The organism is Haloarcula sp. CBA1129 (assembly GCF_008729015.1).
Lineage (GTDB): Archaea > Halobacteriota > Halobacteria > Halobacteriales > Haloarculaceae > Haloarcula.
The window spans coordinates 3,280,059-3,304,495 of the sequence record NZ_RKSM01000001.1 but is presented as its reverse complement, the minus strand read 5'-3'; the positions used below and the strand labels follow the sequence as shown (position 1 = coordinate 3,304,495).

Genomic DNA, 24,437 nt, shown 5'->3' with positions numbered 1-24,437 from the left:
ACGTGGGCGTGGACAACAGAGCCATACCGATACGCGCCTAATCACCGCTAATGGTCGTCACGATACCGCGGGACGTGCTTTTTCAGTACTACCGGTTCTCCCTGTACAACTCGCCGTTCGACGCCCACGACGAGGGCTGTGCCATCGACCTCTACCCCGACGGCGGGCGCGCGCCGTCGCCGGTCGCCGGGGAGGTACTGGATACGAAGACGGTTCAGGCCCCACCGAAGTCCTACGCCGCCGAGCATGACCACCTCATTCTGGTCGATACCGGCGACACTGTAGCGCGGCTACTACACGTCGACCCCGCTGTCGAACCCGGCGAGACGGTCGCCGTCGGCGATGACCTCGGAGCGCTTGTCCGAGCGGGCTTTTTCGCCCCGTGGGTTCCGGATCACATCCACCTCGGCTTCCGGGAGCCCAACGTGAACCCCTACCGGGCGTCGGGGTCACTGCCAGTTGACGTGGCCACTGACGTGACGGCGCTGTCATGGGACGGGACCGGGACCGTCGTCGACGGCGGCGAGACGTGGGTCCGACTCGACGAACCGGCCCATCCAGCACCGGGCGAATCCTTCGCCGGCATCGGGAACGACATCGGCGGCGATACCGGGGTCCTCGACGGCGGTCTGCCCCACTACGCGGGCGGTGGACTGCTGGCCGGTAACGGGACCGAGGAGACCGCTATCGCCGGAACGCGTGTCGGGACAGCCGACGGCCGCACAGTCACGTGGGACGACCTGACCGTGCTGGCAAACGGCGAGCCGGTGACTGGCATCGCGCTGTTCTGTGGGCGCGAGCGCTTCGGCGCGAAGCTCGTCGGTGAGGGTATCGACCTCGCTGTCGGCGACGAGGTGCGCGTGACCATCGAGCGGGGCGCGACCGGCGATAAAACGTCCACGTAGCTACGATTTCCCGCACCGCTCCAGATGGTCGCGGAAGCTCAGGTCGGACTCGAAGCCGTCCTCAACCCTGTTTGCGGCCGGGTCGACACCCGTCAGGCGAAGGAGAGTTCGTCACGGCCGGTCAGTTCGCCGAACAGCCAGTCGGCGTGTTCCAGTGCGTACTCGCGGTGGTCGTCCTCGATGTAGCCGACGGCGTCCTCGACGAGGATCGGGCGGTAGTCCCGCAGGCCGGCGCTAGAGGCAGTGTGGAGGACGCAGACGTTCGCGAGCGTACCACAGATAGCCAGATCCCTGATGCCGTGGGCATCGAGCCACCCCTCCAGTTCCGTTTGGTAGAACGCGTCGTAGGTGTGCTTGACGACGACCAACTCCTCGTCTCGCGGGTCGAGGTCGTCGACGAGTTCGGTCTCCCAAGAACCTTCGACGACGTGTTCGCCCCACCGGTCGAACTCGTCGTAGTAGTGGGTGTCCTCGAACTGGTCGGGCGGATGCACATCGCGGGTAAACACGACGCTTGCGCCGGCCTCGCGGGCACGGTCGACCAATTTTGTGCAAGGCTCGATAGCCGCTTCGCTGTCCGGTGCATAGAGGCTTCCATCGGGATGACAGAAACCGTTCTGCATATCGACGACGACAAGGGCAGTCTGTGCTGGGTCAAGTTCCATACGAGAACCTAGGGCGGCGTGCCTACGAAACTTACTCCGGCGAGGGGTTTCGGAAGGCAAAGACAGACGCAGAAAGTCGTTCTGACCGACGAATGTGCTCACGCTTAGCGTGTGACTTTTCACTGTGGTAACCTACCATGAAGGTAGATGCGTCGCCCTTTCGCCCTCATCTGTTTCTGTGTCGTCGTTTTGCTGCTGGCAGGCTGTCAGGCCCCCGGAGCGCCGGCCAGCCAGACGGCGTCAAGCAGCGACGACCTGACGCCGAGCGAGCCCGCGACCGACTACGGAAGCAACGACTCTGCCCCGGCAGCGCCTGCGACGGACCGGCTGGGCTACGAGAACGGCTACTGGTACAACGAATCACTATCGGTAACAACCGAGGATGGACTGAACGAGACAGAGCGCGAAGCCGTCGTCGCCCGGACAATGGCTCGCGTCGAGCGGATTCGCGGTCTGGAGTTCAACGAGACAGTGCCGGTCTCCGTTGTCTCCCGCGCGGAGTATCGCGACAACGCGGGCGGGGGCGAAACTGGCGAGTCGCTGCGCCGGTTCGATAACGCGAAGTTCGAGGCGCTGTTTTTCATCGGCGAGGACCGCGATTCCATCGCCGTCCAGAACAGCAACCGCGGCGAGAGCGTGCTGGGCTACTACAGCAGCCAGCGCGGTGAGATCGTCATCGTCAGCGACTCCGAGACGCCGACAATAAGCCGAGGGACGCTGGCTCACGAACTCGTCCACGCGCTACAGGACCAGCACTTCGGCCTCGAAAGTGACGCGCGGACGCGGGATCAGGTGCAAGGCCGAAACGGAATGGTCGAAGGCGATGCCGTCGCCGTCACCCAGACCTACACCGACCGCTGTGGCGAGGCGTGGCGCTGCATCGACAGGCCCGCCCAGAGCGGCGGTGGCGGCGACGACCGCCACTTCGGCATCAACTTCATGCAGTATTTCCCCTACAGTGACGGCCCCGGTTTGATCGGGGATCTCCGAGAACGCGGCGGCTGGAGTGCCGTCAATGACGCCTACGACGACTATCCAGACGGGGCCGCCGAGGTGACGTACCCCGAGCGATACCCCGAATGGGAACCCGAGTCAGTCTCGCTTGCGGATCAGTCGAGCGAGGACTGGGAGCGAGTCAGACCCTCGGCTGACCGCGACCGACCGGACTACGCTGTCGTCGGTCCCTCCGCTATCGCCGGTTCAATGGCGTACACCATCGCGGATGACTACAACGAGTCGAGCGTCGTCCAGACGGGAGACGTCATCAATTACGAGGACGGATCGCTGGATAGCAGCGACCCGTACAACTACGACCTGCCCGCGACTGACGGCTGGCAGGGCGGCCGGATGCACGTCTACGACGACGGCGACGAGACGGCGTACGTCTGGAAAACGGCATGGGAAAGCGAGGCCGACGCCCGCGAGTTCGCCGACGCTTGGGAGGCGGTTATCGCTCACTGGGGCGGCACCAAAACCGTAGAGGGCCACTGGGTCATCGAGGAAGGCAGTCCCTACACTGACGCTGTCGCCGTCAGAGTCAACGGGGACACGGTCACCGTCGTGAACGCACCGACGACTGGGGAACTCGACGAGGTGCACGATGCGTAAGGAGCTCCTCGTCGCGCTGGCGGTCGTCTTAGCGGGCTGTACGGTCCCATCCTTCGGCGGCAGCGATCACCCCGAGACGCCGACCGGGGAGGACGCACTCGGCTACGAGAACGGCTACTGGTACGACGATTCGGTGTCGGTGACGACCGACGACGGACTGAACGAGAGCGAGCGTGAGGCTGTCGTCGCCCGGGCGATGGCCCGCGTCGAGCAGGTCCGCGACCTAGAGTTCAAAGAGCCGGTCCCGGTTTCGGTCATCTCTCGGGCGGAGTACCAGAACCGTTCGGGGGGCAACGACAGCGGCGGCGGCAGTCCGCCACAGGACCCCTGGAACGATCAGGTGTGGGAGGCACTGCTGCTTATCGGCGAGGATTCGGGCAGCAGCGAGTCGATAGACGACACGCTCTCGACGACGGTGCAGGGCTACTACTCGCCGAGCAAGGACGAGATCGTCATCGTCAGTCCGACGGAGACGCCACAGATAGACCGGCGGACGCTCTCACACGAACTCGTCCACGCGCTACAGGACCAGCACTTCGGCCTGAACGGCTCCGCGAAGACACAGGACATGCAACTGTCACGGCAGGGCGTCACCGAAGGCGAGGCCAACTACGTCCGCATCCTCTACGAGCGCCGCTGTGGGAATGACTGGGGCTGCATTGCACTCCCGGACCGGACCACCAACGGGGGAAGCGGCGGCGGAGACACCAGCCAAGAACCGAGTTACAACGAGGGCCTGTTCACCGTCCTCTATCAGCCCTACGTCACTGGGCCACGGTTCATCGATCAAGTACGGTCCGATGGCGGCTGGGACGCTGTCGACGCGCTCCACGACGACTTCCCGGACAGTACTGAACAGGTGCTCCATCCGGAGAAGTATCCGGCCGAAAAGCCGGCCAGTGTCAGCGTTTCGGACCGCTCGACCGACGAGTGGAGCCGCTTCGACCACGAGCCAGTCGGCGACACGGTCGGCGAAACGTCGATTTACGCGACGATGTACCACAACGGCCAGACGGAAGGCGACCGTTACAGCTACGAGAGCGAGGTTTCGGCGGGCTGGGGCGGCGACCTCGTCGTGCCCTACCGCAACGGCTCCGGCGGCTACGGGTACGTCTGGGAGACCCGCTGGGACACCGAGGAAGACGCGAAGCAATTCGAACAGGCGTATCGGGCGGCGCTGACCGAGGAACACGGCGCCAGCCAGCCCCGCGCCAACGTCTACGTCGTCCCCGCGGACTCGCAGTTCAACGATGCGTTTCGGGTGACGCGGTCCGGCACGACCGTCCGCATCGTCAACGGACCGACAGTGAGTGACCTCGGCGAGATTCACCGAGCCGGAGAGTGAGCGGCTATCAGGCGACGCAGCGGTAGACGAAGCGGCCGACCCCGAGAACGGTGACGACGACCGTCGCGTAGGCGATCAGGTCGTGGGGCGGCCGCGAGACCGCGAGGTAGGTGGCGACTGTCCCGAGCGCGGCGAGGCCACAGAGCGCCCACAGGACGACAGCCCAGCGGCCATCCAGCGGGGCGGCAGCGCTGTCGGACTCGTCAGGAGCAGTGCCATCTCGGTCGAGAATTCGCGTTGGGTCATCGGGAACGCCGTCACCGGCGTCGGATTGTTCGAGCGGACTCCGCTCGCTCTGGTTCAGCGGAATTTTTGACAGCACAAAGCGGACCCACCGCGTTCGCGGCGTGAGCGCGTCGCCGAGCAACAGGAGGCCGAACGCGACCAGAACGCCGGCGGGGAAGAAGTCGAAACGCTGGACGAGGTAGGCGTCGCCGGGGCTAGTCGGGTCGTAGTAGACGGTGACCGGCTCCCCTTCGGCGTAGTTCTGCAACACCCGCGCAGCGCGGTCACGCTGGTTCGTGTCCACATCTGACCCGAACGCAATGTCGCGTCCGGTGTAGGTCTGGCCGTCGACGCGGTAGGTGTAGGTGACGTTGGGCTGGTAGTACCGATTCCCGCCGAGCGTTGGCCGTCCGATCTCGGTATAGCTGTCCATCTCGACGGTCTCGACCGTGCCCGTCGTCGTGTCGGAGCCGGTCGCTGTCAGGTACTGCGAAACGGCGAGACCGGTCCCAGCGGTGAGCAACGCGAGCGCGAACAGGAGGGCGACGGAGCGGCGGGGACTGAGCACGCCCAGCAGGTATCGGCGCTGGCGTCGAAAGCGTTACGAGGCGGAGACGAGGCCGTGCTGACAGGGCAGTCTCGCGACCGCCGACCGGACCGCTTTTTCCCTCGCCCGGCCGAACACGGGACAATGACCGAGGAATTCGACATCGTCTCACCAGCGGCGATTCGCGAGGGGCGGGCGACCGACGCCTACTTCGACCGGACGATGGAGGCGCTAGAGCACGCGGGAAAGAACCCGGACGTGGTCGCCGAGGTGACGGCGAACCAGTTTGCGACGGGGCGGTGGAAACTGCTGGCGGGGCTGAAAGACGCCGCTGCGTTGCTGGAGGGGCGGCCCGTAGACGTTGACGCGCTCCCCGAGGGCCAATTGTTCGACGGTGGCCCAGTAATGCGCATCGAGGGGTCGTACCGGGAGTTCTGTCGTCTGGAGACGGCACTGCTCGGATTTCTGTCGCACCCGACAGGTATCGCGACACGGGCGCTCGAAGCGCGCTACGCCGCGCCGGAGTCGACGGTGCTCTCCTTTGGCTCACGCCACGTCCACCCCTCGATAGGTGCGATGGTCGAGCGGGCGGCGCTGCTGGGCGGACTCGACGGCATCTCGAACGTCGCCGCGGGCGAGGTCGTCGGCCGCGACGCCGGCGGGACGATGCCTCACGCGCTCATGATCTGTTTCGGCCGGGGCAATCAGGAGGCGGCGTGGCAGGCGTTCGACGCCGCCGTCCCCGAGGAGACGCCGCGCATCGCGTTGACGGACACCTACAGCGACGAGACCGACGAAGCGCTCCGGGCGGCGGAAGCCGTCGACGACCTCGCGGGCGTCCGGCTGGACACGACCGGGTCCCGCCGTGGCGACTTCCGCCACATCGTTCGGGAGGTGCGCTGGACGCTGGACGCCTACGGCCACGAGGACGTGGACCTGTTCCTCTCGGGGGGCCTCTCCCCGACGACGCTCCGGGAACTTCGGGACGTGGCCGACGGCTTCGGCGTCGGGAGCTACGTCGCCAACGCCGACCCGCTGGACTTCGCGCTGGACATCGTCGAAGTAGACGGCGAGCCGGCAGCCAAGCGGGGGAAGCTTACCGGGAAGAAGTCGGTGTACCGAACCGCCGACGGCGGCCACCACGTTGGGCTGGCCGACCGTGAAGCGCCGGAGAACGCCGAGTCGCTGCTGGAACCGCTTATCAGGGACGGGGACATCGTCAGGGAGTTCGACCTCGATTCGGCCGTCGAGCGCGCGGCGACGGACGCCGAGCGGGTCGGCTACGAGGGCGTGACCGCGGCCGAGTAACCGGCGTTAAGTCTCCGGCCCACAAAACTGCGGTATGGTCGACCGCATCATGAAGGTCAACGCGTACACGACCTTCGACCTGCTCGACGGTGAAGTAGAGGGGCATGGCTTCGAGGAAGAAGCCCTTGCCGTGCTGAACGTGACCGCGCCGCGCAAGAACCCGGACCACATCGAACTCCAGCTAGAGATGGACAACACGGACCTCGACGCAGTGAAGCCACATGCGGACTCGGTGACGCTGTCAGCGGCTCAAGCTCGTGAACTCGCCGCCGAACTGGAGGAGTACGCAGGGAAAGTCGAAGACGCACAGTCGGAGTAGTCTATCATTCTCGCCGACATTCGACCGTCACTGCGGTTCGATAATTCTATGGTGTGAAGACACATACCACGAAACATGTCAACCGAGACACCCGGTAATCCAGCCGCACGGGAGTTGGGCTACTGCCCGTGCTGTGGCTACCAGACGCTCCCGGAGGGCCGGCCCGGGTCATACGAGACGTGTCCGGTGTGTCACTGGCTCGACGACCCAATCCAGTTCGGCGATAGGGAGTTCGTCAGCGATACGAACCACGTGTCACTGACCGAGGCGCGCGAGAACTTCCGCGAACACGGGGCCTGTACTCCAGACGAAGTCGACGACTGTGAGGAGCCGACCGGCATCGACCGCGACCCGAACTGGCCCTACGAGGAGTAACGCCGCTGGCTCACGCCGCGAGCGCGATATCTAGGTACAGCATAACGATGACGCCGGCCATCAGTCCGAGCGTCGCGATGCGCTCGTAGCCGCGCTGGTGCGTCTCGGGGATTATCTCGTCGGAAATCACGAACAGCATCGCGCCCGCCGCAAACCCCATCGCGTAGGGCAGGAGCGGTTCGATGGTTACGACGGCGACCGCACCCAACACCGCCAGCGGGATTTCCACGACACCGGAGCGAATCCCGGAGAAGACGGCGTAGAGCCGCCGGTCCAGCCCCGCGTTGATTGCTGCGACGGAGACGGCCAGCCCCTCCGGAATGTTCTGGATGCCGATAGCGAGCATCAGCGAGAGCGCACCGCCGATCTTGAGCGGGTCGCCAGCGGCCGCGCCGAAGCCGACGCCGACGGCCAGCCCCTCCGGAATGTTGTGCAGGGTAATCGCGAGGATGAACAGGATGACGCCCGTCAGTTTGGATTCGTCGACTGAGAGGTCCTGACTGGGGTTGGCTGCGTCCGACCGCCGGCTTCCCGTCAGCAGGTAATGAGCGTGGGGAACGAGCCCGTCGGCCCGGTCGAGAAACAGCGCGCCCAAGGCGACACCGACGAGCGTCGGAATCGGGTTCCCGCCCGAGTACTCCTCGATGCCGGGGATGATGAGGCTCGTGAACGCGGCGGCCAGCATCACGCCGGCGGCGAACCCCAACGCCGTGTCAAGCGCCCGCTCCGAGGGATCACGCCAGACCAGCACGAGCGACGCGCCGACGAGGTTCATCGTCGCGATGATGACCCCACCGACGAGACCGTTTATCAGCGGGTCGGTACCGACGAGGTCGACGAACAGTTCGACGAAGCCGGATTGCATTGTCCAGTAGTGTACGTCGCCCCCTCTTGGGTGTGTCGACAGTAAGGGGTGTCAGAACGGTTCCGGCGAACCGACCAACCGCCGCATCTCCATCGCGCCGGAGAAGTCCTCACGAGAGACCATACGAGTGCCGTCAGGGCCGTCGACGAAGGCGGCTGAGGCCCGGGCGGTGTCGAGTTCGACCAGTGCGTCGAAGGCAGCCATGTCCGAGACGAACCGCGGGAGGTCGGTCTCCATCAGGTCGGCGACGGTATCGGCCTCGCGTTCGGCCTTCGAGAGTTCCTTGAAATCGGCGACGGTGACGACGCCGACCACGTCGCCGTTGCGCGTGACGGCGAACTCCGTCCGTCGGTCCGCGAACATCCGGTCGACCAGACCCTCAATGCTGGCGTCGGCGTCGATGGTCGCGTCGAGTGGGCTGGCAACGTCATCGACAGTCAGGCCCTCAAGCAGGGCCGCGAGCGCGACCGTGCGGGACTCACTGGAGGCGGCGGCGTAGACGAACAGCGCGAGCAACAGGAGCATCGGGGCGAAAAAGATGATACCGATGCCGGCGAACACGACCGCGAACGCGGTGCCGATTCGGGCGGCGATACGTGTCGCCTGAGCGTAGGGCCGCTTGCGCGCCAGCAGCGCCCGGAGGACGCGGCCGCCGTCCATCGGGAACGCCGGGACCATGTTGAACACGGCGAGAAAGAGGTTCGTGACGGCCAGCCAGCCGACGAGGAACAGCGTCACCTGCGCGCTCGCGGGCAGGGCAAACAGCGCGGCGTAGCAGGCGATACCGGTCAGCACGCTCACAGCAGGGCCAGCCAGCGCGATGACGAGCTCCCGGTTCCACTCCTTGGGCATGGATTCGAGGCTGGCGAGGCCGCCGAGAATCCAGAGCGTAATCGACTCGACGCCGAGCCCGTAGCGCATCGCCGCCCAAGCGTGGCCAAGCTCGTGGAGGGCGACGCTGACGAACAGGCCGACGGCCGCAGCGGTGCCGATGAGCCACGGCGTCTGGCCCGCGGTCAGTGTCGTGAGATCGAGCGTCACGCCCGACAGGGAACTCACGATACCCGCGTACACCGCTATCTGTGCCCCGCTACCGATAATCCAAGCCAGCACCGGCAGGAAAACGAGCAGCGAGATGTTGACCCGTATCGGAATCCCCCAGACCGTCGTGATGTGGAAGTTTCGCACAGGCAAGCAAACGGGCAGCGGTCGGGTATATCTTCTGACCGCGAGTAGCGGACTTATTCAGGGTGTAGCGCGTATCGGACCCTAATGACGATTCGACACGACGGGCTGACCGTCGACTGGCTGGGGTACGCCACACTCCGGTTCGCCGGCGATGACACGGTGGTGTACGTCGACCCGGGCCGGTACGGCGTGCTCACCGGCGAGTGGGAGCCCCACAAGGACGGCATCGGCCATCCGCCCAGCAGCGACTACCGACCGGAAGACGGCGACGTGGTCTGTGTAACGCATGTCCACCACTACGACCCCGACGGAATCCAGCGCATCGCGAGCGAGGACGCGACAATCGTCGCCTACGAGGGCATCGACGAACGCGTCGGCGACCGCGACCTCCCGCCGCTGTCGTCGCTGCCGTACGATGTCGTCGAAGTCGGGATGAAATCACAGACGACGGTCAAGGACGTGCCGATCTGGTCGACACCGGCGTACAACGAGCCGGACGGGCCGCACACGCTCGACGACGGAACGCCGTACCACCCGGAGGGTTTTGGCTGTGGCTTCATGATCGCCGTCGAGGGAACCCGGGCGTTCTATCCGGGCGATTCGGACGTGCTGCCGGGCCATCGGACGCTCGAAGTCTCGCTGCTGTGTCCGCCCATCGGCCCGCGGGCGACCATGGACCGCCACGAGGCTGCTGCCCTTGCCGCGACCATCGAACCGGACCTCGTGTTGCCGGTCCACTACAACACCTTCTCGAATCTAGAGGCCAATTCCCGCGAATTTGCCGCCGACGTGGCCGAAGCTGGCGTCCCAGTCGTACTGGACGAGCAGTGAGCGCCTACAATATCGGTGTTAGCCACCCGCGATCCACTCGCTCCGGTCCCGATGTGCGTCAGCGATCTTCTCGATATCGTCCCGCCCCAGAACGCCGCGTTCAGTGACGACCGTCACTGTCGACGCCGGCGTCACATCGAAGGTCGGGTTCGACACAGCGATGTCGGCGTCGCCGTCGTACAGCTCCCGCGGGTCGCGTTCCTCTCGCTCCCACGTGGCGTGCGGTGCAATCTTATCGGTGGCACACACGGCGTAACAGTCGACGCCGGCGGCGGCCGCCGACAGCGCTGCTGAGCGGGTCCCAACCTTATTGACCACGCGGCCGTCCGGAAGAACGCGGTCGGCTCCGACGACGAGCGTGTCGGCGCTCCACGCGTCCAGTTCGTGGCCGAAGGCTGCGTCGGTCGTCAGCGTCACCGCAACGCTGTCGGCGAACGCCTCGGCGACCCCGACACCTTCACCGCCGGGACGGGATTCGGAGACGAGGACGGCCGCTGGCGCGACGGCGTCGATCACCGCACGAACCGTTCCAGAGCGCGACAGCGTCGCGAGGCGGTCGCCGACGTGCTCGGCGGCGACGGCGGCAGCGACCCGGTCGGCGGTCACCGCGTGGTTCAGCGTCTCGGTCGCTGCCCGCTCGACGGCCGCCGGCGACTCGTCGGTGACGGCGGCCATCGCTCGATTGATCCGGTTGGTGACGACGACCATCGAGGGGCGTGCCTTGCGGAGTTGGGCAGCGAGCGCGGCGAGGGCGTTCCAGTCGTCGCCGTCCCGCTCTGCCGTCTCAGCACCGTCAGACCGTCCGGCATTCGCAAGGGCGGCCTCGTCGCGCAGTATCTCCAGTGCCCGGAGCGACAGCCACGCCGAGCCGTGGGTCCGGTTCTCTTGGACGGTTGCCACCCGCGGCCGAACGCGGTCCCAAGCGGTCCACAGCCGCGGGACTGTCTCACGAGTCAGTATCGCGGGCGGGTGGACCCACACAGTCTCGGCCGTCTCCTCGTTGGTCTCGACTGTGCGGGCCTCACAATCGAACAGGAATGGGTGGACGGCCCACCGGATACCCCGGTCGGCGTCGTCGAACTGAAACGAATCCCCCTGCCGGACCAGCGTGACCGCGTCGGCCAGCCCAGTTTCCTCGTCGATTTCGGCCCGAGCAGCCGTCTCCGGGTCCCGGACCTGCCCGGCGTCGTCGGTGACGTGCCCCGCGACCCCACCCCATTGGTCTCGGTACGACCCGACGGAATCGCTCCGGCGCAACAGCAACACCTCGCCCTCGCTGCGCAGGAAGCAGGTCACGACGGAGCGTGTCTCCATGCGAGAGCGAACGGCCGGCCGGGACAAGAAACTCCGGGCGCGAGGGCGCAATCGGGGCGCAACAGCCCACCAGAACTACAGCGCGTCGAGCAGGCAGTCGATGTCGTCAGCGGTGTTGAACACGTGGACCGACGCGCGGACTGCTTCGGGGTTGGGTAGGGACCTGATAACTATCCCCTCCGCCGCGAGTCGTTCGACGGTCTCCTCGGGGTCGTCGGCAGCGAACGTGACGAGCCCCGACTCGTATTCGGCGGGACTCAGCAGTCGGTCGCCGAGACCGTCCTTGAGCCGGTCGGTTAGCCGTTCGACGCGTGCCTGAACCGTGTCGAGTCCGACAGCTTCGACCGTCTCGATGGCCGCTGCGAGTGCGACGTAGGGGACCGGCGAGGTGGTCCCGACCTCGAAGCGCCGTGCGCCCCCGTAGTATTCAGACACGTCCGCACTTGGGTCCTCGACGCTCCGGTAGCCGATACGGGTCTGGCGCAGTCGGTCGTAGGCGTCCGGGTCCACGTAGAGGAATCCACCACCCCAGATTCCCAGCAGCCACTTGTGGCCCGCCGCGGCGACGAAATCAGCACCCCATTCGGTCACATCGACTGGATGTTGCCCGACAGACTGGACGGCGTCGACGAGTACCTGCGCGCCAGCATCGTGGGCCGCGTCGACAACGTCCGCGACCGGGAGTCTGGTCCCGTGGGTCCAAGTGAGTGAACTCAACGCCACCAGTCTGGCGTCGGCCACGGCGTCTTTCACGTCAGCCATATCGAGCCGACCGCCGTCGGTTTCCAGCACGCGGACCTCGATATCGTGAGTTTCAGCCAGCCGGTCCCATGGGAGCGTGCCGGCAGGATGTTCGAGGTCAGTCCGGACGACAACATCGCCGGGCTGCCAGTCGATTGCCCCGGCGATCATGTTGACCCCGTCAGCGGTGCTGCGGGTGAACGCGACGTTTTCCGCCTCAGTTCCGAGGTGGCCGGCGACAACTTCACGGGCCGCCGCGATGGCGTCCCACGCAACTTCGTATGGGCCGTCGCCGGCCGGCGCATCGAAAGCGTGCCGTTCGAGAAACGACGTTGCAGCGTCGACCACGGGCCGCGGTGTCGGCCCGCTTGCCCCTGTGTTGAAGTACGTACACTGTTCGAGTGCCGGAATCGACGCTCGGAGTTCGTCTGGGTTCATATCACCTCCCACGAGTTCGGGAGGCTTCAGCCCTGTGTGACCTTTGGCAGTTACAGAGGGAGCCCGAACGGTGATACGGTACTAGCTTCAGAACTGGTTATCGATAGCAAAAGTGGTGTTTTGTTGAGTTTCACAACCTATTACGGTTGTTTTCTTATATCATGATTGTTAGTAGCTATCCGGACAGAGACACGGTCCATGTGGCCGACTCAGGCAGGATGAATCGTTTCGTGTTGCCAAAAGGGGCAGTCGTCGCGAAACAGTTACAGCGTCCGTTTCAGTCCTGCTGACACTCACAGCCGCTCTGCTCGAAGAACTCCGCGACGGCGTACTGGCTGCCACATGACTGGCACAGTACCTGCGCGTCCAGAAACACCTCGAAGTCCTCGATATCGATGCGGCCCGTATCGCGCAGTTTCTCGATGCGCTGGTCGGTGACCGACAGTGTTCGGGTCAGTAGCCGCTGGATGCTTTCGAGGTCCTTTTCGATCTTCTCGTCGTCGGACAGCCCCTGATACTCCGCGCCGCGCCACTCCTTCAAATACGACCGGATGGCTTGGTAGGTGATGAAATCGGTTTCAAGACTTTCGACGTCGACGCCGTTGCGTTCGAGTCGGTTGACAGTGTCAGTCCGAACGCCCGTGCTGATGTCGTCACCGGTGAGGTTCTCGTAGGTCGATTCCACATCGCTTTCAAGGGCGCTTAGGCCCGCACCGACCAGTTCGCGTTCGAGGAGGCGCTTGTTGAAAAACTCCGCGAGGTCACGGAGGCTCATGCGCTCTTCACCGTCGCCCGTCCAGCGGGCCTCCATCTCCGCACCGAGTCCATCGAGTTCGTACTCGTCGATGAGCCGAGCGACTTTACTCGACGGTCGGCCGTCTGTCGTATTCGCCATCTGTTGTGCCCACGTACGGTAACCGGAACTAAAAGACTACGGGGTTAGATCGAGGTAATGCGGTTGAAGTCGTCGTCGAGCGCTTGGGCGTCCTCCGGCAGGAGGGCGACGACCAGATGCTCGGCGTAGTCGGCGAAGTACTCGACGAGTTCGGCGATCCGCGCCGAGTCGATGGCTTCCAGCGAGTCAAGCAGCATGAACGGAACGCTCTCGTGAAGATCGTGCACCAGATAGCCCGCCAGCGCGAAGATGAGCCCAGTCACTTCACGCTCGCTCTCGCTGAGGTGCTCGATGGTGTCTTCGTAGGCCGCGCCGTTCTCGGTCGTCCGAACGATGTGGAGTTCGAACACCGTGCGGTCGACCTTCTGGCGGCCCTCGCGGACGGTCTGCTCGACGCGCTCTATCCAGATACGTTCGAGGTTCTCGTACTCCAGAATCCCGAGGATAGCGTCCATGTGCTCGTTGAACTGGTCGACGGCGTTAGCCTCGATCTGGTCGATCTTCGTCCGCTTGTCGGTGAGTTCGTCGACCAGCGCATCGCGCTCCTCGCGGAGGTCGTCGGCTCGCTTGACCATCTCCTCGATCTCCTCGATTTCGGCCGACACGTCATCGAGGTCGGACTCCAAGCTATCGATCTCGAACTCGAGCTGGTTCGCCTCCCGGTGCAGCGAGAGGATTTCGTCGAAGTCCTCGGATTCGAGGTTGTCCACCTCGTCTTCCAGCGCCTCGACATCCTCCGTCAGCTCCTCGCGCCGATCCTTCAGCGACGTGATCTGCTCTTCGCGGCGTTCGATCTCCGTTTCCGTCTCCTGTATCTTCCGCTCGACGTTCTCGCGACGGCGCTGCTTCTTTTCGGCTTCGCGCTGGTCTGACTTGAGGTCGTCGAGTTCCGATTTGATGTCGTTGAGGTCTTCGACCTTCTGCCGGCGGAGGTCCTGCAAGCGGTCGACGGTATCTTCGATCTGCTCGCGATCAACGGTCGATCCACACGTCCAGCAGACGACGGATTCCTCGTCCTCGCCTTCGAGGAGTTGCTCCGTCACCGCCCCGTCGGAGCCTTCAGGCGCGTCTTCGAGCGACTGGATGACGTCGTAGTCTTCCTCTTCGAGCCGTTCCTCGTTATACTGGATGAGGCTCTGGAGGTCGGAAATCTCGCTGTTCAGCCGCTGGCGCTGGTCGCGCAGGCTTGCGATCTCGTCTTCGAGGTGCTGCTGGTCGCCTATCGGCGTCTCCGGTAGTTCGTCCAGCTCGTCTTCGAGATCGGATCGTTCGCGTTTCAGCGAGGAGATACTCTCCTCCTGTGCCTCGATATCACGCCGGACAGATTCGAGGTCTGACCGCGTCGAGCGGAGTTCGTCGAGTTTCTCTTCGAGGACATCCTGTTCCTGACGGCTCTCCTCGATATCCCGGCTGCTGTTGTCTATCTCCTCCTCGCGCTCGGCCAGTTCCTCGCGTTTCTCCTCGATCTGTTCGCGGAGTTCGGTTCGGCGCTGTTCGAGGTCCGGAAGGTCGCGCTGGCGGGACTCAACTGTGGCGAGTTCGTCGTTGATGTCGCCTTTCTCCGCTTCCAGTTGTTCGACTTCCGAACGGATCGCGTCGATGTCGACCGGCCGCATGATGATTTCGCGGAGATCGTCGCCGCGGGCAACTGACCGGCGCGCTTCGTTGGTTTCGAGAAGGAACGCGAACAGGTCGGCGACCTCGGGGTCGTCAAGGTATCCGTCACCGTCAAACTGAACAGCGTCGCCTGCCCGTGTGAGCGTCCGCTCATACACCTCATCTCCGTACGTGAGGGCAACGCTCCCCTCGTCGGCGTCGCCTTTCAGCGTCGCCTGCGTACTCCCCATCGCTGCCATAATAGACTGCAGAAACGACGTCCGGTTTGTGGCGTTCTTCCCCGTCAGCACCGTCACGCCCGGTGGAATATCGACTGTCGTCTCGTCGATCCCACCGATATTGGTTACATCGAAATGGGCGACACTAGATCCCTGCTTTGATTCTGACATTGCTCTGCTGTTGTCGGAGAGGATATAAAAATAATTTCATTGCCGAAAACCAATTTACCGACTGGTGTCCCTGTTGCAGGCCGACACGGCAGACGCAGCGTCGATGCTACACGGCAGACAGCACACAGACCCACAGTCGATTCCGGAATAACACCTGTACCAATATTATTCCGAGACAGAAGTATTGACGAGAGGGAAACCTGCTACGGCTCCAATTCTGGTGTTTTGTTGTGTTTAACAATTCTTTCCGCTTGTGATCAGTCTCAGATGCCAATCTATAAGTCGGCGTGATCGGAATCTGGTCGTATGACCCGTTACGAAACGCTGCTTGAGGTCGAACTGGACGAGTGGGACAGTGGGCACGGTGTCTTGCAGATCGTCGACCCGGACGACAGCGACACCGCCGAGTTACGGTTCTGCTATTTCAATGCAAACGGCAAGTTCACCAACCGGCCGCTGACACTGCGTCCTGATGAAGAGACACTTGACCGGACCACCCGGATGGTGGAGAACTTAGGCTACGTCGCCCGAACGTTCGACCCAGCCGAGATCCGTGAACTCGTCGAGACACTCGGCGAAGAGCGGGTTATTGAGCTCGCACAGCTCGTCGACACGCTCGGTGAAGCGCGATTGGCAGAGATACTCGGGGAGTAAGGATGGCAGACACCCACCCACTGGTAACGGTCGAAACTATCGTCCTCGTCGGTCTCGGAGGGTTTGCGGGCTCGAACCTCCGGTATTTTGTCGGCCTCTTCCTTCCGGGGTTGCAGGGGACGCTGCTGGTCAACGCCCTCGGCAGTTTCGCGCTCGGCGTGCTCGTGTACGAAGGCCTGCAAGTCGGTGCGCTGGCCAGTGAGACGAAACTGGCCGCCTCGACTGGCTTCATTTCGTCGTTTACCACCTACAGTACGTTCGTAGTTGAGACGGTGCTGACGCCCGAGTGGGCCGTCGCGAATATCGTCGGCAGCTACGCCATGGGGTTTGCCGGCGTCCTTGTCGGTCAGACAGCCGTCCGCCTGCTCGCCGGAGGTGAGCGGTGATGGTCACTATCGAGCCAGCACATTTGGTCGGAGCCGGCGGCGCTATTGGCGCGCTCGCTCGCCACTACCTGACGGGAGCCGTCAAGCGAGAGACGTTCCCGCTCGGGACGCTCACGGTGAACGCTATCGGAAGCTTCGTCCTCGGACTGCTGACGTTCGCTGGTGTGACCGGCGACGCGGCATTGCTACTCGGTGTCGGTGCGTGTGGATCGTTCACGACGTTCTCCTCGTTTTCGGTCGAGACGGTACGGCTGTGGGAGGACGGCCACGTGACGCTTTCCGTGCTCAACGCTGTCGGGAACCTTGTCTGTGCACTGATCGGCATCGGGTTAGCTTGGGGCGTCGTTCGGATCGTGTAATCCTGCAAGGCATCAGGGTTCAGACCACCCTGCAGAGACTTCGTGATGTGTGTCTGCTACGAGGGCACTGGCTCGCGGCGTCTCGCCGCCGTGGGGCGTCCGCCGCTCACGGACCGTCAGGTGGTGGACGGATTCGGTGCCGTCATCGACGACGAGCGCGTCACCCGTTTTCTCGGGTAGCCGAGCCGCGAAGTCTCCATCGAGATACGTCGGCTGGGCCGCCTGTAGCGCGTCGATGTCAGCCGTACTCGTCAGCCGATGGGCGACGAGCAGGTCCGCCTGTGAGACGGTCGTCGGCGGGATGGCATTGGGTCGCTGTGTCGCCAGCACGCAACTCACGCCGGGCTGGCGGCCCCGAGTGACGAGTCGGCGGAGCGGCCGTCGGGCCACCCCGTCGGTGAACGCGTGGGCCTCGTCGACCAGCAGCCACGGCAGCCGACTCGTCTGTTCGGCCATCCGAGCGTCGTACAGCGCGGTCGAGACAGCAGCGAGAACGACACCGGCCGGCCGCGAATCGAGTCCCGACAGGTCGAGTACGGTCAGGCCGTCGGTGAATAGCGCCTCCGTCTCGATACCCGCAGCATCGAAGATGTCCCATGACGCGGCGAGTGCGAGATGGTTCGCCGCTGCGCGGGCAGTGCTCGCCGCGGCATCCGATTCGGCCACCCACGAACGCATCCCATCAAGGGTCGTACACTCGGTCGCCGCTCGCCACACGAGCGCTCCCGCGCCCTGTTCCGGGTCGAGGCCAAGCACTATGCACCACTGGCGCGGGCCGAGCGCGTCCGCGCGAACGCTGGGGTCGATCACCATCGCAGACACGTCCGCGGTGCCAAGCGGTGTGAACGCCCCCATCGGGTCGACGACGACCGGTGCGACTCCCTCCGCGGCCAGCAACCCTTCAGCGAGGACGCCGAGCGTGTACGTCTTCCCAGACCCACGTTTGCCGACGACGAGGCCAACGTGTGGCTGGTCGACATCGAGGTCGACCGCAGCGCCACGGCTCCCATCGCGGGCCCGATAGTGCCCCAGCCGCGCCGTCGCTCCCGTCGCTTCCTTGCACCCGATAACGACCATGCCGGTGGTTGGTCCGTTCCAGTATTTGAACGCTTGTCCGAGGGTTCAAATACGACCCCGTAACCACCCCTGCCCATGTCAGATTCGCTGTGGCGTGACGAACGTGCTATCGAGGGGCTGCCGATTCGGCTCGTCATCGCACTGGTGGTCGGCGTCGCCTGCCTCTCCGTGATGATGAGCACCATCTCTGGAATCGAGACGCTGCAAGTAACGGAAGTCGATGTGGAGCCTCACCCCGAAGTGACTAATCCGGGGACACAGGATGTCGTTGTCACCGTCATAGATTCCAACGGGTCGCCCGTGTCCGGCGCGACGGTAGTCACAAAAAGCGGGACAGCAACGCTTTCGTCGGTCAAGACTGGCGAGACAGGAAGTGCAGGGAACGTGACGCTCTCACTGTCGCCGTCGCTCGGTCCGAATCAACAGGACGGCACAGTCACTTTCGAAGTGAAACCACCGGCGGGGAGTCACTACGAGGACGCCCGCTCGAACACCGACCTACTCGTCGTCGAGTCGCCCTAGCCGTCCCAGTCGATCCACTCCTGCTCCCAGCCAGCTCGGGACTGGGCCGCCCGCCGGGCGTGCTCGCGGTCCTCGCGGTGGGTCCGGTTGCGCTCGACGGTATCGGCCTGCTCGCCCTCGACGAGCATCGGCTGGAACGCGACGGTCCCGTGGCGCTGGACCGAACCATCGGCGTCGACGACAGCCAGTGACTGTTCGCCGGTGCCCAGCGGCATCACGAGCTGCCCGTCCTCGGTTAGTTGCTGGAGAAGCGCTCTGGGTGGGTCGATAGCGGCGGCTTCCAAGAGGATTCGGTCGTAGGGCGCGTATTCGGGCAGCCCGTCAGCCCCGTCACGGCGATCCACTAAAACGGCGTCATAGCCTGCATCTGCGAGGTTCTGGCGGGCTTCGACGACGAGCCGACGCGTGATGTCTATCGCCTGAACGTTGGCCGCGCCGACGTGCTCTGCCAGCACTGCAGCCGTGTAGCCGACGCCGGCACCGACCACGAGTACGTCGTCGTCCGCATCGGGCGACAGTATTTCGAGCATTCGACCAGCGGTACTGGGCGAGAGTACACGTGTGCCGAGGCGTTCAAACGGGCGGTCGGAGTAGGCCTGTTGCTCGCCGACGAAGGCCTCACGGGGGACGGCACGCATCGCTGTCGACAGCCACGCGCTCCGGACGACACCCTTGCTCTCGTGTTGTAGGCTGTCGACCATGTCGTCCCGCAGTACCGCCGGGTCCATAGCAGTGTATTCGGCCGGAGCTATATCAATGGCGCGACAACGGCCACGTCTGTCGAAAAGCCTACCGCAGCGGGACGAACCGGACGCCGCCGTGATCGGTCCTGTCGAGCGTGCCGTCAGCCCGTTTCCTCGCCCGAACGAGGCGCTGTTGACCGTCGCCGAGTGGAGCCAAAAGGACCCCGCCATCGCGGGTCTGGTCGATGAGCGGAGCGGGGTAATCCGGCGCGGCGCAGGTCAGATACGTCCGGTCGTAGGGCGCGTGTTCGGGCCATCCCTCCTTGCCGTCGCCGGCTCGAACGGAAACCGCGCCGTAGCCGGTCGCTTCCAGCGTCTCTCGTGCCGCCTCGGCCAGCGACGCGTGGTACTCCACGCTGTAGACGTTCTCGGGGCCGACCAGTTCGGCGGTCACCGCCGCGTGATAGCCACAGCCGGTCCCGATTTCCAGCACCCGGTCTCCCGGGGACAGGTCGAGCAGGTCGGCCATGATTGCGACCATATGCGGCGCAGAAATCGTCTGGCCCGAGCCGATAGGAAGAGGGCGGTCGGCGTAGGCATCACGTCGCTTGTCGGCCGGGACGAACAGATGGCGGGGAACCGACGCTATCGCCGCGAGAACGGCCTCGTCGTCGATACGCTCTCGCAGACGGTCGGCCAGTCGCGACCGCTCCCGGCCCCAGTCGGCCACCCTACCACGCCGACCACGCCGTGGTCGACTCGTCCCTAACGTACAGTCGGTTGATATCCTTCGCGATACCCATGTCGCCGTCGTGGTCCATGTTCTCGTGGTCGTAGCCGTGAGCGTCGTCGCGGACGTGAATCCCCTCGACGGTGAACTCCTCCTCTCCGAACTCCTCGGTCTCGCCGACGACGAACTCGTAGTCGCCGGGAACGTGGAGTTTGAAGCTCTCAGTCTCGTCGTGGGTGCCGTCCTTCGGATGCATCGTGACGTTGACCGAGACGTTTCCGACGGCCCGCGACCAGATGGTTTCGACGTCTTCGGCGGCCGCCTCGTCCTCGCGGCCGTCGGCGGTCTCTAAGCTGGTAATCCGAGCCGTCACGACGGCTTCCTCGGTCTCCAGCAGGAACTCCTCGCCGACGGACAGCTCTTCATCGGCCGGCACGTCGACCTGTGCGGTAAAGGAGTCCCCGTCCTGTGAGACGACGACACTTCGCTCCAGCGTCTCTTCCTCCGGTAGCTGTTCTTTGTGGACGTGGTCACAGTCCGTACAGCGGACCGTCACGTGGCCGCCCGGCTTCAGCACCTCGTGAACCGTTTCCAGATCCGGCGAACAGGCCGGACACGGGAGGGCGATGCGGTCGCCCGGTGTAGCGTCTGTCATATACCGGATTTGACCGTGCTCCCCTAAATGGTCGTCGCCACGGCGCTGCTCGTGGTTCTCACTCGCATAGTCACGCTGACCTTCTTGAACCGCCGGCTCAAACAACGGGTATGGCACGCCGACAGAGCCGTGCTGACATCGCAAGCGGTGCCATCATCGTCTCGACCGTCCTAGCTGGCCTCGCAGTCTGGTCGCACCTCCCCGCCGAAGTCGCGATTCACTTCTCCGCGTCGGGCACACCCGATAACTACGTCTCGAAACCGGCCGGTATCGTTCTCATGCCAGCGCTGATGCTCGGAACGCTCACTGTGCTGAAAGTGGCGTTCCGCTATGACCCGCCGGACGTGCCGCGAGTGGCGGCCACGATTACCGTCGCAACGATGGCATTCATGAGTGCGATACAGGGGCTCGTGCTCGCGTGGAACATCGGCTACCCGATACCGTTCGACCTCGTCCTCGTCGGATCACTCGTCTGGGCGGTTGTCGTCGTCGGATACGCTGTGAAAACGGAATACACGCACTGATGCGGAGACTGTCCGGCGGTCAGCGGGTGCTACTCACGACACCTGTCAGTCGACATTTATTCTTGGGAGGTCTACGACCTCCCCGTGTTCGCGGCTACGCCGCTCACTCAACGCGAGGAAGCGTTACTTCCTCGCCTGCCTCGCGGTTCATTTCATTCACCACTCGGCTTCGGGAGGTCTACGACCTCCCCGTCCGCATACACGGTCGGTTCCGTCAGAATTCCGTCCAGATGGATCGGTGCGTGCACGTCGCCGCCCATCGCGTGGTCGTCGCCGATAGCGATATGGACCGTCCCGCCGGCCTTCTCGTCTAACAGGACGGAGCCGACGAGTTCGGTCACAGCGACGTTCGTGCCGATACCGAGCTCGGCGAGGTTGTAGGCGTCCCGTCCGACCTCATCGGCGGCGTCCTCGACCTGCCTGCGGATATCGGGATCGTCGATATCCGTGACGTAGCCGTCCTCGACCTCGAACGTGAGCTGCTTGCCGTCGAGCTTCCCGTGGGGGCGCATCGTCCCGTCGACGACGAACGTGCCGTCGGCCGTTTCCGGGGCGAGAAACACTTCACCAGCAGGGAGGTTCGACATTTCACCGGCCTCGTGAACGATGCCAGTGTCCATATGCCACTCGCGAGCGCCGATGCCGAACGTGATGTCGGTACCCTGTGGCGAGGTGACCCGGATTTCCGCGGCGTCTTTCACCTGTGCCAGCACATCCTCGCAGTGCTGTTCGATGCGGTGGTAGTCGGCGTCTAACCCCATCAGAAACACGCCCTCGCTGATTCCGGGCAGGGTCGCGACCCGAGCGCCGGCATCGTTAGCGTCGGTCCGGGCCTGAGTGTGGCTCAGGCTCTTGGTCGTCGGCGCGAGCACGACATCGGCGGTTTCCATCGCGCCAGCGACCGGCGCGGGCGGTTCCGCACCGTGTTGCTCGCCCGGCGGGTAGCGAACGAAAACGGCGTCGTCGGTGACTTCGGCGGCGACACGGTACAGCGCCTCACCAATGGCTTTCCGCTGGTCATCAGTGACAACCGCACACGATTCGTCGGGCTGGAGGTTCAGGCACTGTTTGACCGCGGTCTCTGCAGGCGCGCGAAGCGAGGAGTTGTCCATACAACTGGCTGCGTTCTCCGGCTGAATAACTCTTGATAGACCGCCGGCGTACGGCATCGAAACACGCTGCATCTCAGTGTCCACAGACCGCTCGTGGTAAAAGGTCACAATCGCCAGAGGTACAACGATCTGAGTTAATTTCTCCGAATATTAATCACAAAGAATATACTCTCCCCGGAGAGATGGACGTGTATGCTCCACGTGGGCATCAACGGCTTCGGCACCATCGGGAAACGCGTCGCTGACGCGGTGCGTGTCCAGCCAGATATGACAGTTGCGGGCGTCGCAAAGCGCTCGCCGAACTTCGAGGCAACTATCGCAGACGACCGCGGCTACGACCTCTATGCCGCGGACGGCCGCGAACCGTTCGATGAAGCCGATCTCGCGACGGCCGGTACGGTCCATGACCTCATTGAAACGAGCGACGTGATCGTCGACACCACGCCAAGTGGCGTCGGCGCGGCCAACGCGCCGCTGTATGCCGAGCACGACACGCCAGCCATCTTCCAAGGTGGAGAGGACGCCGATGTGGCAGACGTGAGCTTCAACGCCCGCGCCAACTACGAGAACGCGGTTGGGGCGGACACGGCCCGCGTCGTCTCCTGCAATACAACCGGGCTTTCACGCCTCCTCGCGCCGCTCAAAGAATCATACGGCGTCGAGAAATCGCGCGTGACACTGGTCCGACGCGGTGCCGATCCGGGCCAGACCGGTCGTGGTCCAATCAACGACACACTCCCTGACCCCGTCGAAATCCCCTCCCATCACGGTCCCGACGTCCAGACGATTTTTCCCGACCTCGACATCGACACGATGGGAATGAAGGTCCCGACGACGCAGATGCACACCCACAGCGTCAACGTCACGCTGGAGAGCGAGCCAACAACGGAGGAAGTCACGTCCCTGCTCGCTGACGAGTCGCGCCTGTTCCTCATCCCGGAGACACTCGGCATCGACGGCGCGGGGAAGCTCAAAGAGTACACCCGCGACGCCGGTCGCCCCCGCGGTGACGTATGGGAGAACTGCATCTGGGCCGAATCGATCACGGTCGAGGGGCGGGACCTCTACCTGTTCCAAGCCATCCATCAGGAAGCCGATGTCGTGCCGGAGAACATCGACGCCGTTCGCGCACTGTCCGAGCGGACCGCAAGCGCCGAGAAGAGCATTCGCCGGACCGACGAAGCCCTCGGCGTCGGCCGCGGGCTCGTCGAGCACGACGGCAGCCCACAGCGCGTCGACAGCCACGCCGACGACTAATTTTACCCCAGTTCGTGGAATTCGACTTCGCCAGTAGCCGTCGAGAGCGTCGCGACCGAGAACGGCTCAGGGGCCGGCGGAATCGAGATGCCACCGGGATTGATTCGTTCCGTGCCCCCGCGCTCCTCGTGCCCGCGTTCGTGCGTGTGGCCGTGGAAAACATAGTCGTAGGTCCCACAGTCGACCAGCGCGTCGACGAGCTCCCCGCTGGTCCCGTGATACACCGCGATAGTGTGCCCATCGATGGTCAGCTCGCCCATTTCGCCGAAGTACGTGCCGAACTCCGCAACAGTGGACTGGACCGCCCACTCGCCGTCGTTGTTGCCGCGGGCGGCGTAAAACGACCAGTCACCGTCGAACGGCGTCACCGAGAACGGAGCCACGAAGTCGCCACAATGGATGACTGTCTCACAGCCAGCGTCCACGAACGTCTCAACTGCGGCGTCGACCTGCGCGGCGTTGTCGTGCGTGTCAGAGACGATACCGATTTGCATACCAGCGACGTTTCACTGGCAGCGACTTGAACGTATGTACCTCGACCTTGTGGGGACGCGGTCGTCACGCAGGCGCGACGCTTTTGTTTAGTCACCGCCTACGACGGCCGATGGCACGGGGTCTCATCGGGACAATCGAACTGATGGTTGCGGTCGTACTCGCCGCGCGGGTCACCCTTCTCGGCGTCGACAACCTCGCTCGCGGCCAGACAGCGATCGGTGTGGTCTTTCTCGGGTTAGCCGCTGCCTTACTGGTCATCGAGTGGGTCGCTCCCTCCCCGACAGACATTCCCGGCGCAATCGCGGGGCGGGCGCGCAGTGCGCTCCCCGGTGGGAAGCCACCGGACAGTGGTGACGAGGACTAACTCGTCACGCCAGCGGTCCGGGTCGTCGGCGGCAAGAGACTACC

28 protein-coding genes are annotated in these 24,437 nt (G+C 64.3%); 14 read left to right on the top strand and 14 right to left on the bottom strand.

Going from position 1 to position 24,437, the window contains the following annotated elements; all coding sequences use genetic code 11:
* The first annotated feature begins 50 nt into the window (after window positions 1-50).
* Window positions 51-905 (top strand): hypothetical protein, encoded by an 855-nt coding sequence (locus tag Har1129_RS16815; protein WP_151101879.1) that lies wholly within the window; start codon window positions 51-53, stop codon window positions 903-905.
* A gap of 92 nt (window positions 906-997) precedes the next feature.
* Here Har1129_RS16815 and Har1129_RS16810 read toward each other — a convergent pair whose 3' ends face one another.
* On the bottom strand, window positions 998-1,570 hold the full coding sequence (locus Har1129_RS16810; RefSeq protein ID WP_151101878.1) for a cysteine hydrolase family protein: 573 nt from the start codon (window positions 1,568-1,570) through the stop codon (window positions 998-1,000).
* A 147-nt stretch (window positions 1,571-1,717) separates the two neighbouring features.
* Here Har1129_RS16810 and Har1129_RS16805 point away from each other — a divergent pair, with 147 nt between their 5' ends.
* Window positions 1,718-3,178: an Hvo_1808 family surface protein gene (locus tag Har1129_RS16805; protein ID WP_151101877.1), complete on the top strand. Its 1,461-nt coding sequence runs from the start codon at window positions 1,718-1,720 to the stop codon at window positions 3,176-3,178.
* On the top strand, window positions 3,171-4,523 hold the full coding sequence (locus Har1129_RS16800; RefSeq protein WP_151101876.1) for an Hvo_1808 family surface protein: 1,353 nt from the start codon (window positions 3,171-3,173) through the stop codon (window positions 4,521-4,523). The genes Har1129_RS16805 and Har1129_RS16800 overlap by 8 nt, the downstream gene beginning before the upstream one ends.
* A 7-nt stretch (window positions 4,524-4,530) precedes the next feature.
* Here the strand turns inward: Har1129_RS16800 and Har1129_RS16795 are convergent, their stop codons facing one another.
* Window positions 4,531-5,316, bottom strand: coding sequence for a DUF3592 domain-containing protein (locus tag Har1129_RS16795; protein ID WP_151101875.1), 786 nt, complete (start codon window positions 5,314-5,316; stop codon window positions 4,531-4,533).
* Between the two features lie 123 nt (window positions 5,317-5,439).
* On the opposite strand from Har1129_RS16795, the gene Har1129_RS16790 reads away from it, so the two are divergent.
* The 3 genes from Har1129_RS16790 (at window position 5,440) to Har1129_RS16780 (ending at window position 7,297) form a co-directional block, all read left to right on the top strand.
* Entirely contained in the window at window positions 5,440-6,603 is a 1,164-nt protein-coding gene (locus tag Har1129_RS16790; RefSeq protein WP_151101874.1) for a nicotinate phosphoribosyltransferase, read from the top strand.
* Between the two features lie 34 nt (window positions 6,604-6,637).
* A complete protein-coding gene (locus Har1129_RS16785) occupies window positions 6,638-6,922 on the top strand; it encodes a DUF6360 family protein (protein ID WP_151101873.1) in 285 nt (94 codons plus the stop codon).
* Window positions 6,923-6,997: 75 nt separating this feature from the next.
* Window positions 6,998-7,297: a CPCC family cysteine-rich protein gene (locus Har1129_RS16780; RefSeq protein WP_151101872.1), complete on the top strand. Its 300-nt coding sequence runs from the start codon at window positions 6,998-7,000 to the stop codon at window positions 7,295-7,297.
* 10 nt (window positions 7,298-7,307) lie between these two features.
* Here Har1129_RS16780 and Har1129_RS16775 read toward each other — a convergent pair whose 3' ends face one another.
* Window positions 7,308-8,162 (bottom strand): ZIP family metal transporter, encoded by an 855-nt coding sequence (locus Har1129_RS16775; protein ID WP_151101871.1) that lies wholly within the window; start codon window positions 8,160-8,162, stop codon window positions 7,308-7,310.
* Window positions 8,163-8,213: 51 nt separating this feature from the next.
* Window positions 8,214-9,350, bottom strand: a complete 1,137-nt coding sequence (locus Har1129_RS16770; RefSeq protein ID WP_151101870.1) for a site-2 protease family protein — start codon at window positions 9,348-9,350, stop codon at window positions 8,214-8,216.
* Between the two features lie 84 nt (window positions 9,351-9,434).
* Between Har1129_RS16770 and Har1129_RS16765 the strand changes: the two genes are divergently transcribed.
* Window positions 9,435-10,181 carry an MBL fold metallo-hydrolase gene (locus Har1129_RS16765; protein ID WP_151101869.1) on the top strand — a complete coding sequence of 249 codons (747 nt, stop codon included), beginning with the start codon at window positions 9,435-9,437 and terminating at the stop codon, window positions 10,179-10,181.
* Window positions 10,182-10,199: 18 nt separating this feature from the next.
* Here the strand turns inward: Har1129_RS16765 and Har1129_RS16760 are convergent, their stop codons facing one another.
* From Har1129_RS16760 to Har1129_RS16745, 4 genes are all read right to left on the bottom strand, one after another.
* Window positions 10,200-11,495: an NUDIX domain-containing protein gene (locus Har1129_RS16760; protein WP_151101868.1), complete on the bottom strand. Its 1,296-nt coding sequence runs from the start codon at window positions 11,493-11,495 to the stop codon at window positions 10,200-10,202.
* Window positions 11,496-11,570: 75 nt separating this feature from the next.
* The gene (locus Har1129_RS16755; RefSeq protein ID WP_151101867.1) at window positions 11,571-12,674 is read right to left on the bottom strand and encodes an aminotransferase class V-fold PLP-dependent enzyme; all 1,104 of its coding nucleotides are present in this window, start codon (window positions 12,672-12,674) and stop codon (window positions 11,571-11,573) included.
* 277 nt (window positions 12,675-12,951) lie between these two features.
* Window positions 12,952-13,569 carry a rod-determining factor RdfA gene (rdfA, locus tag Har1129_RS16750; RefSeq protein ID WP_151101866.1) on the bottom strand — a complete coding sequence of 206 codons (618 nt, stop codon included), beginning with the start codon at window positions 13,567-13,569 and terminating at the stop codon, window positions 12,952-12,954.
* A 44-nt stretch (window positions 13,570-13,613) separates the two neighbouring features.
* Window positions 13,614-15,575, bottom strand: coding sequence for an archaea-specific SMC-related protein (locus Har1129_RS16745; protein ID WP_151101865.1), 1,962 nt, complete (start codon window positions 15,573-15,575; stop codon window positions 13,614-13,616).
* A gap of 306 nt (window positions 15,576-15,881) precedes the next feature.
* Here Har1129_RS16745 and Har1129_RS16740 point away from each other — a divergent pair, with 306 nt between their 5' ends.
* From Har1129_RS16740 to crcB, 3 genes are read left to right on the top strand one after another with little or no spacing between them, the layout of a single operon-like run.
* Window positions 15,882-16,229, top strand: a complete 348-nt coding sequence (locus Har1129_RS16740) for a hypothetical protein (RefSeq protein ID WP_151101864.1) — start codon at window positions 15,882-15,884, stop codon at window positions 16,227-16,229.
* Window positions 16,230-16,231: 2 nt separating this feature from the next.
* The gene (locus Har1129_RS16735; protein WP_151101863.1) at window positions 16,232-16,615 is read left to right on the top strand and encodes a CrcB family protein; all 384 of its coding nucleotides are present in this window, start codon (window positions 16,232-16,234) and stop codon (window positions 16,613-16,615) included.
* Window positions 16,615-16,974 carry a fluoride efflux transporter CrcB gene (crcB, locus tag Har1129_RS16730; RefSeq protein WP_151101862.1) on the top strand — a complete coding sequence of 120 codons (360 nt, stop codon included), beginning with the start codon at window positions 16,615-16,617 and terminating at the stop codon, window positions 16,972-16,974. The genes Har1129_RS16735 and crcB overlap by 1 nt, the downstream gene beginning before the upstream one ends.
* A 12-nt stretch (window positions 16,975-16,986) precedes the next feature.
* Here crcB and Har1129_RS16725 read toward each other — a convergent pair whose 3' ends face one another.
* Complete coding sequence (locus tag Har1129_RS16725) at window positions 16,987-18,051, bottom strand: ATP-binding protein (RefSeq protein ID WP_151101861.1); 1,065 nt, start codon at window positions 18,049-18,051, stop codon at window positions 16,987-16,989.
* A gap of 75 nt (window positions 18,052-18,126) precedes the next feature.
* Here Har1129_RS16725 and Har1129_RS16720 point away from each other — a divergent pair, with 75 nt between their 5' ends.
* Window positions 18,127-18,573 (top strand): carboxypeptidase regulatory-like domain-containing protein, encoded by a 447-nt coding sequence (locus Har1129_RS16720; RefSeq protein ID WP_151101860.1) that lies wholly within the window; start codon window positions 18,127-18,129, stop codon window positions 18,571-18,573.
* Here Har1129_RS16720 and Har1129_RS16715 read toward each other — a convergent pair.
* The 3 genes from Har1129_RS16715 to Har1129_RS16705 all read right to left on the bottom strand — a co-directional run bounded on the left by Har1129_RS16715 (window position 18,570) and on the right by Har1129_RS16705 (window position 20,641).
* Window positions 18,570-19,301 carry a protein-L-isoaspartate O-methyltransferase gene (locus tag Har1129_RS16715; protein ID WP_151101859.1) on the bottom strand — a complete coding sequence of 244 codons (732 nt, stop codon included), beginning with the start codon at window positions 19,299-19,301 and terminating at the stop codon, window positions 18,570-18,572. The two genes, Har1129_RS16720 and Har1129_RS16715, sit on opposite strands and share 4 nt — an antisense overlap.
* A gap of 61 nt (window positions 19,302-19,362) precedes the next feature.
* A complete protein-coding gene (locus tag Har1129_RS16710; protein WP_151101858.1) occupies window positions 19,363-19,986 on the bottom strand; it encodes a protein-L-isoaspartate(D-aspartate) O-methyltransferase in 624 nt (207 codons plus the stop codon).
* Between the two features lies 1 nt (window position 19,987).
* Window positions 19,988-20,641 carry an HVO_0476 family zinc finger protein gene (locus Har1129_RS16705; protein WP_151101857.1) on the bottom strand — a complete coding sequence of 218 codons (654 nt, stop codon included), beginning with the start codon at window positions 20,639-20,641 and terminating at the stop codon, window positions 19,988-19,990.
* Between the two features lie 110 nt (window positions 20,642-20,751).
* Between Har1129_RS16705 and Har1129_RS16700 the strand changes: the two genes are divergently transcribed.
* Window positions 20,752-21,165 (top strand): DUF1648 domain-containing protein, encoded by a 414-nt coding sequence (locus Har1129_RS16700; RefSeq protein ID WP_151101856.1) that lies wholly within the window; start codon window positions 20,752-20,754, stop codon window positions 21,163-21,165.
* 152 nt (window positions 21,166-21,317) lie between these two features.
* Here Har1129_RS16700 and Har1129_RS16695 read toward each other — a convergent pair whose 3' ends face one another.
* Entirely contained in the window at window positions 21,318-22,277 is a 960-nt protein-coding gene (locus Har1129_RS16695; RefSeq protein WP_151101855.1) for an aminopeptidase, read from the bottom strand.
* A gap of 192 nt (window positions 22,278-22,469) precedes the next feature.
* On the opposite strand from Har1129_RS16695, the gene Har1129_RS16690 reads away from it, so the two are divergent.
* Window positions 22,470-23,534, top strand: a complete 1,065-nt coding sequence (locus tag Har1129_RS16690) for a type II glyceraldehyde-3-phosphate dehydrogenase (protein WP_151101854.1) — start codon at window positions 22,470-22,472, stop codon at window positions 23,532-23,534.
* Window positions 23,535-23,536: 2 nt separating this feature from the next.
* Here the strand turns inward: Har1129_RS16690 and Har1129_RS16685 are convergent, their stop codons facing one another.
* On the bottom strand, window positions 23,537-24,028 hold the full coding sequence (locus Har1129_RS16685) for a metallophosphoesterase (RefSeq protein ID WP_151101853.1): 492 nt from the start codon (window positions 24,026-24,028) through the stop codon (window positions 23,537-23,539).
* A 110-nt stretch (window positions 24,029-24,138) separates the two neighbouring features.
* On the opposite strand from Har1129_RS16685, the gene Har1129_RS16680 reads away from it, so the two are divergent.
* Window positions 24,139-24,393: a hypothetical protein gene (locus Har1129_RS16680; protein WP_151101852.1), complete on the top strand. Its 255-nt coding sequence runs from the start codon at window positions 24,139-24,141 to the stop codon at window positions 24,391-24,393.
* The last annotated feature ends 44 nt before the right edge of the window (window positions 24,394-24,437 follow it).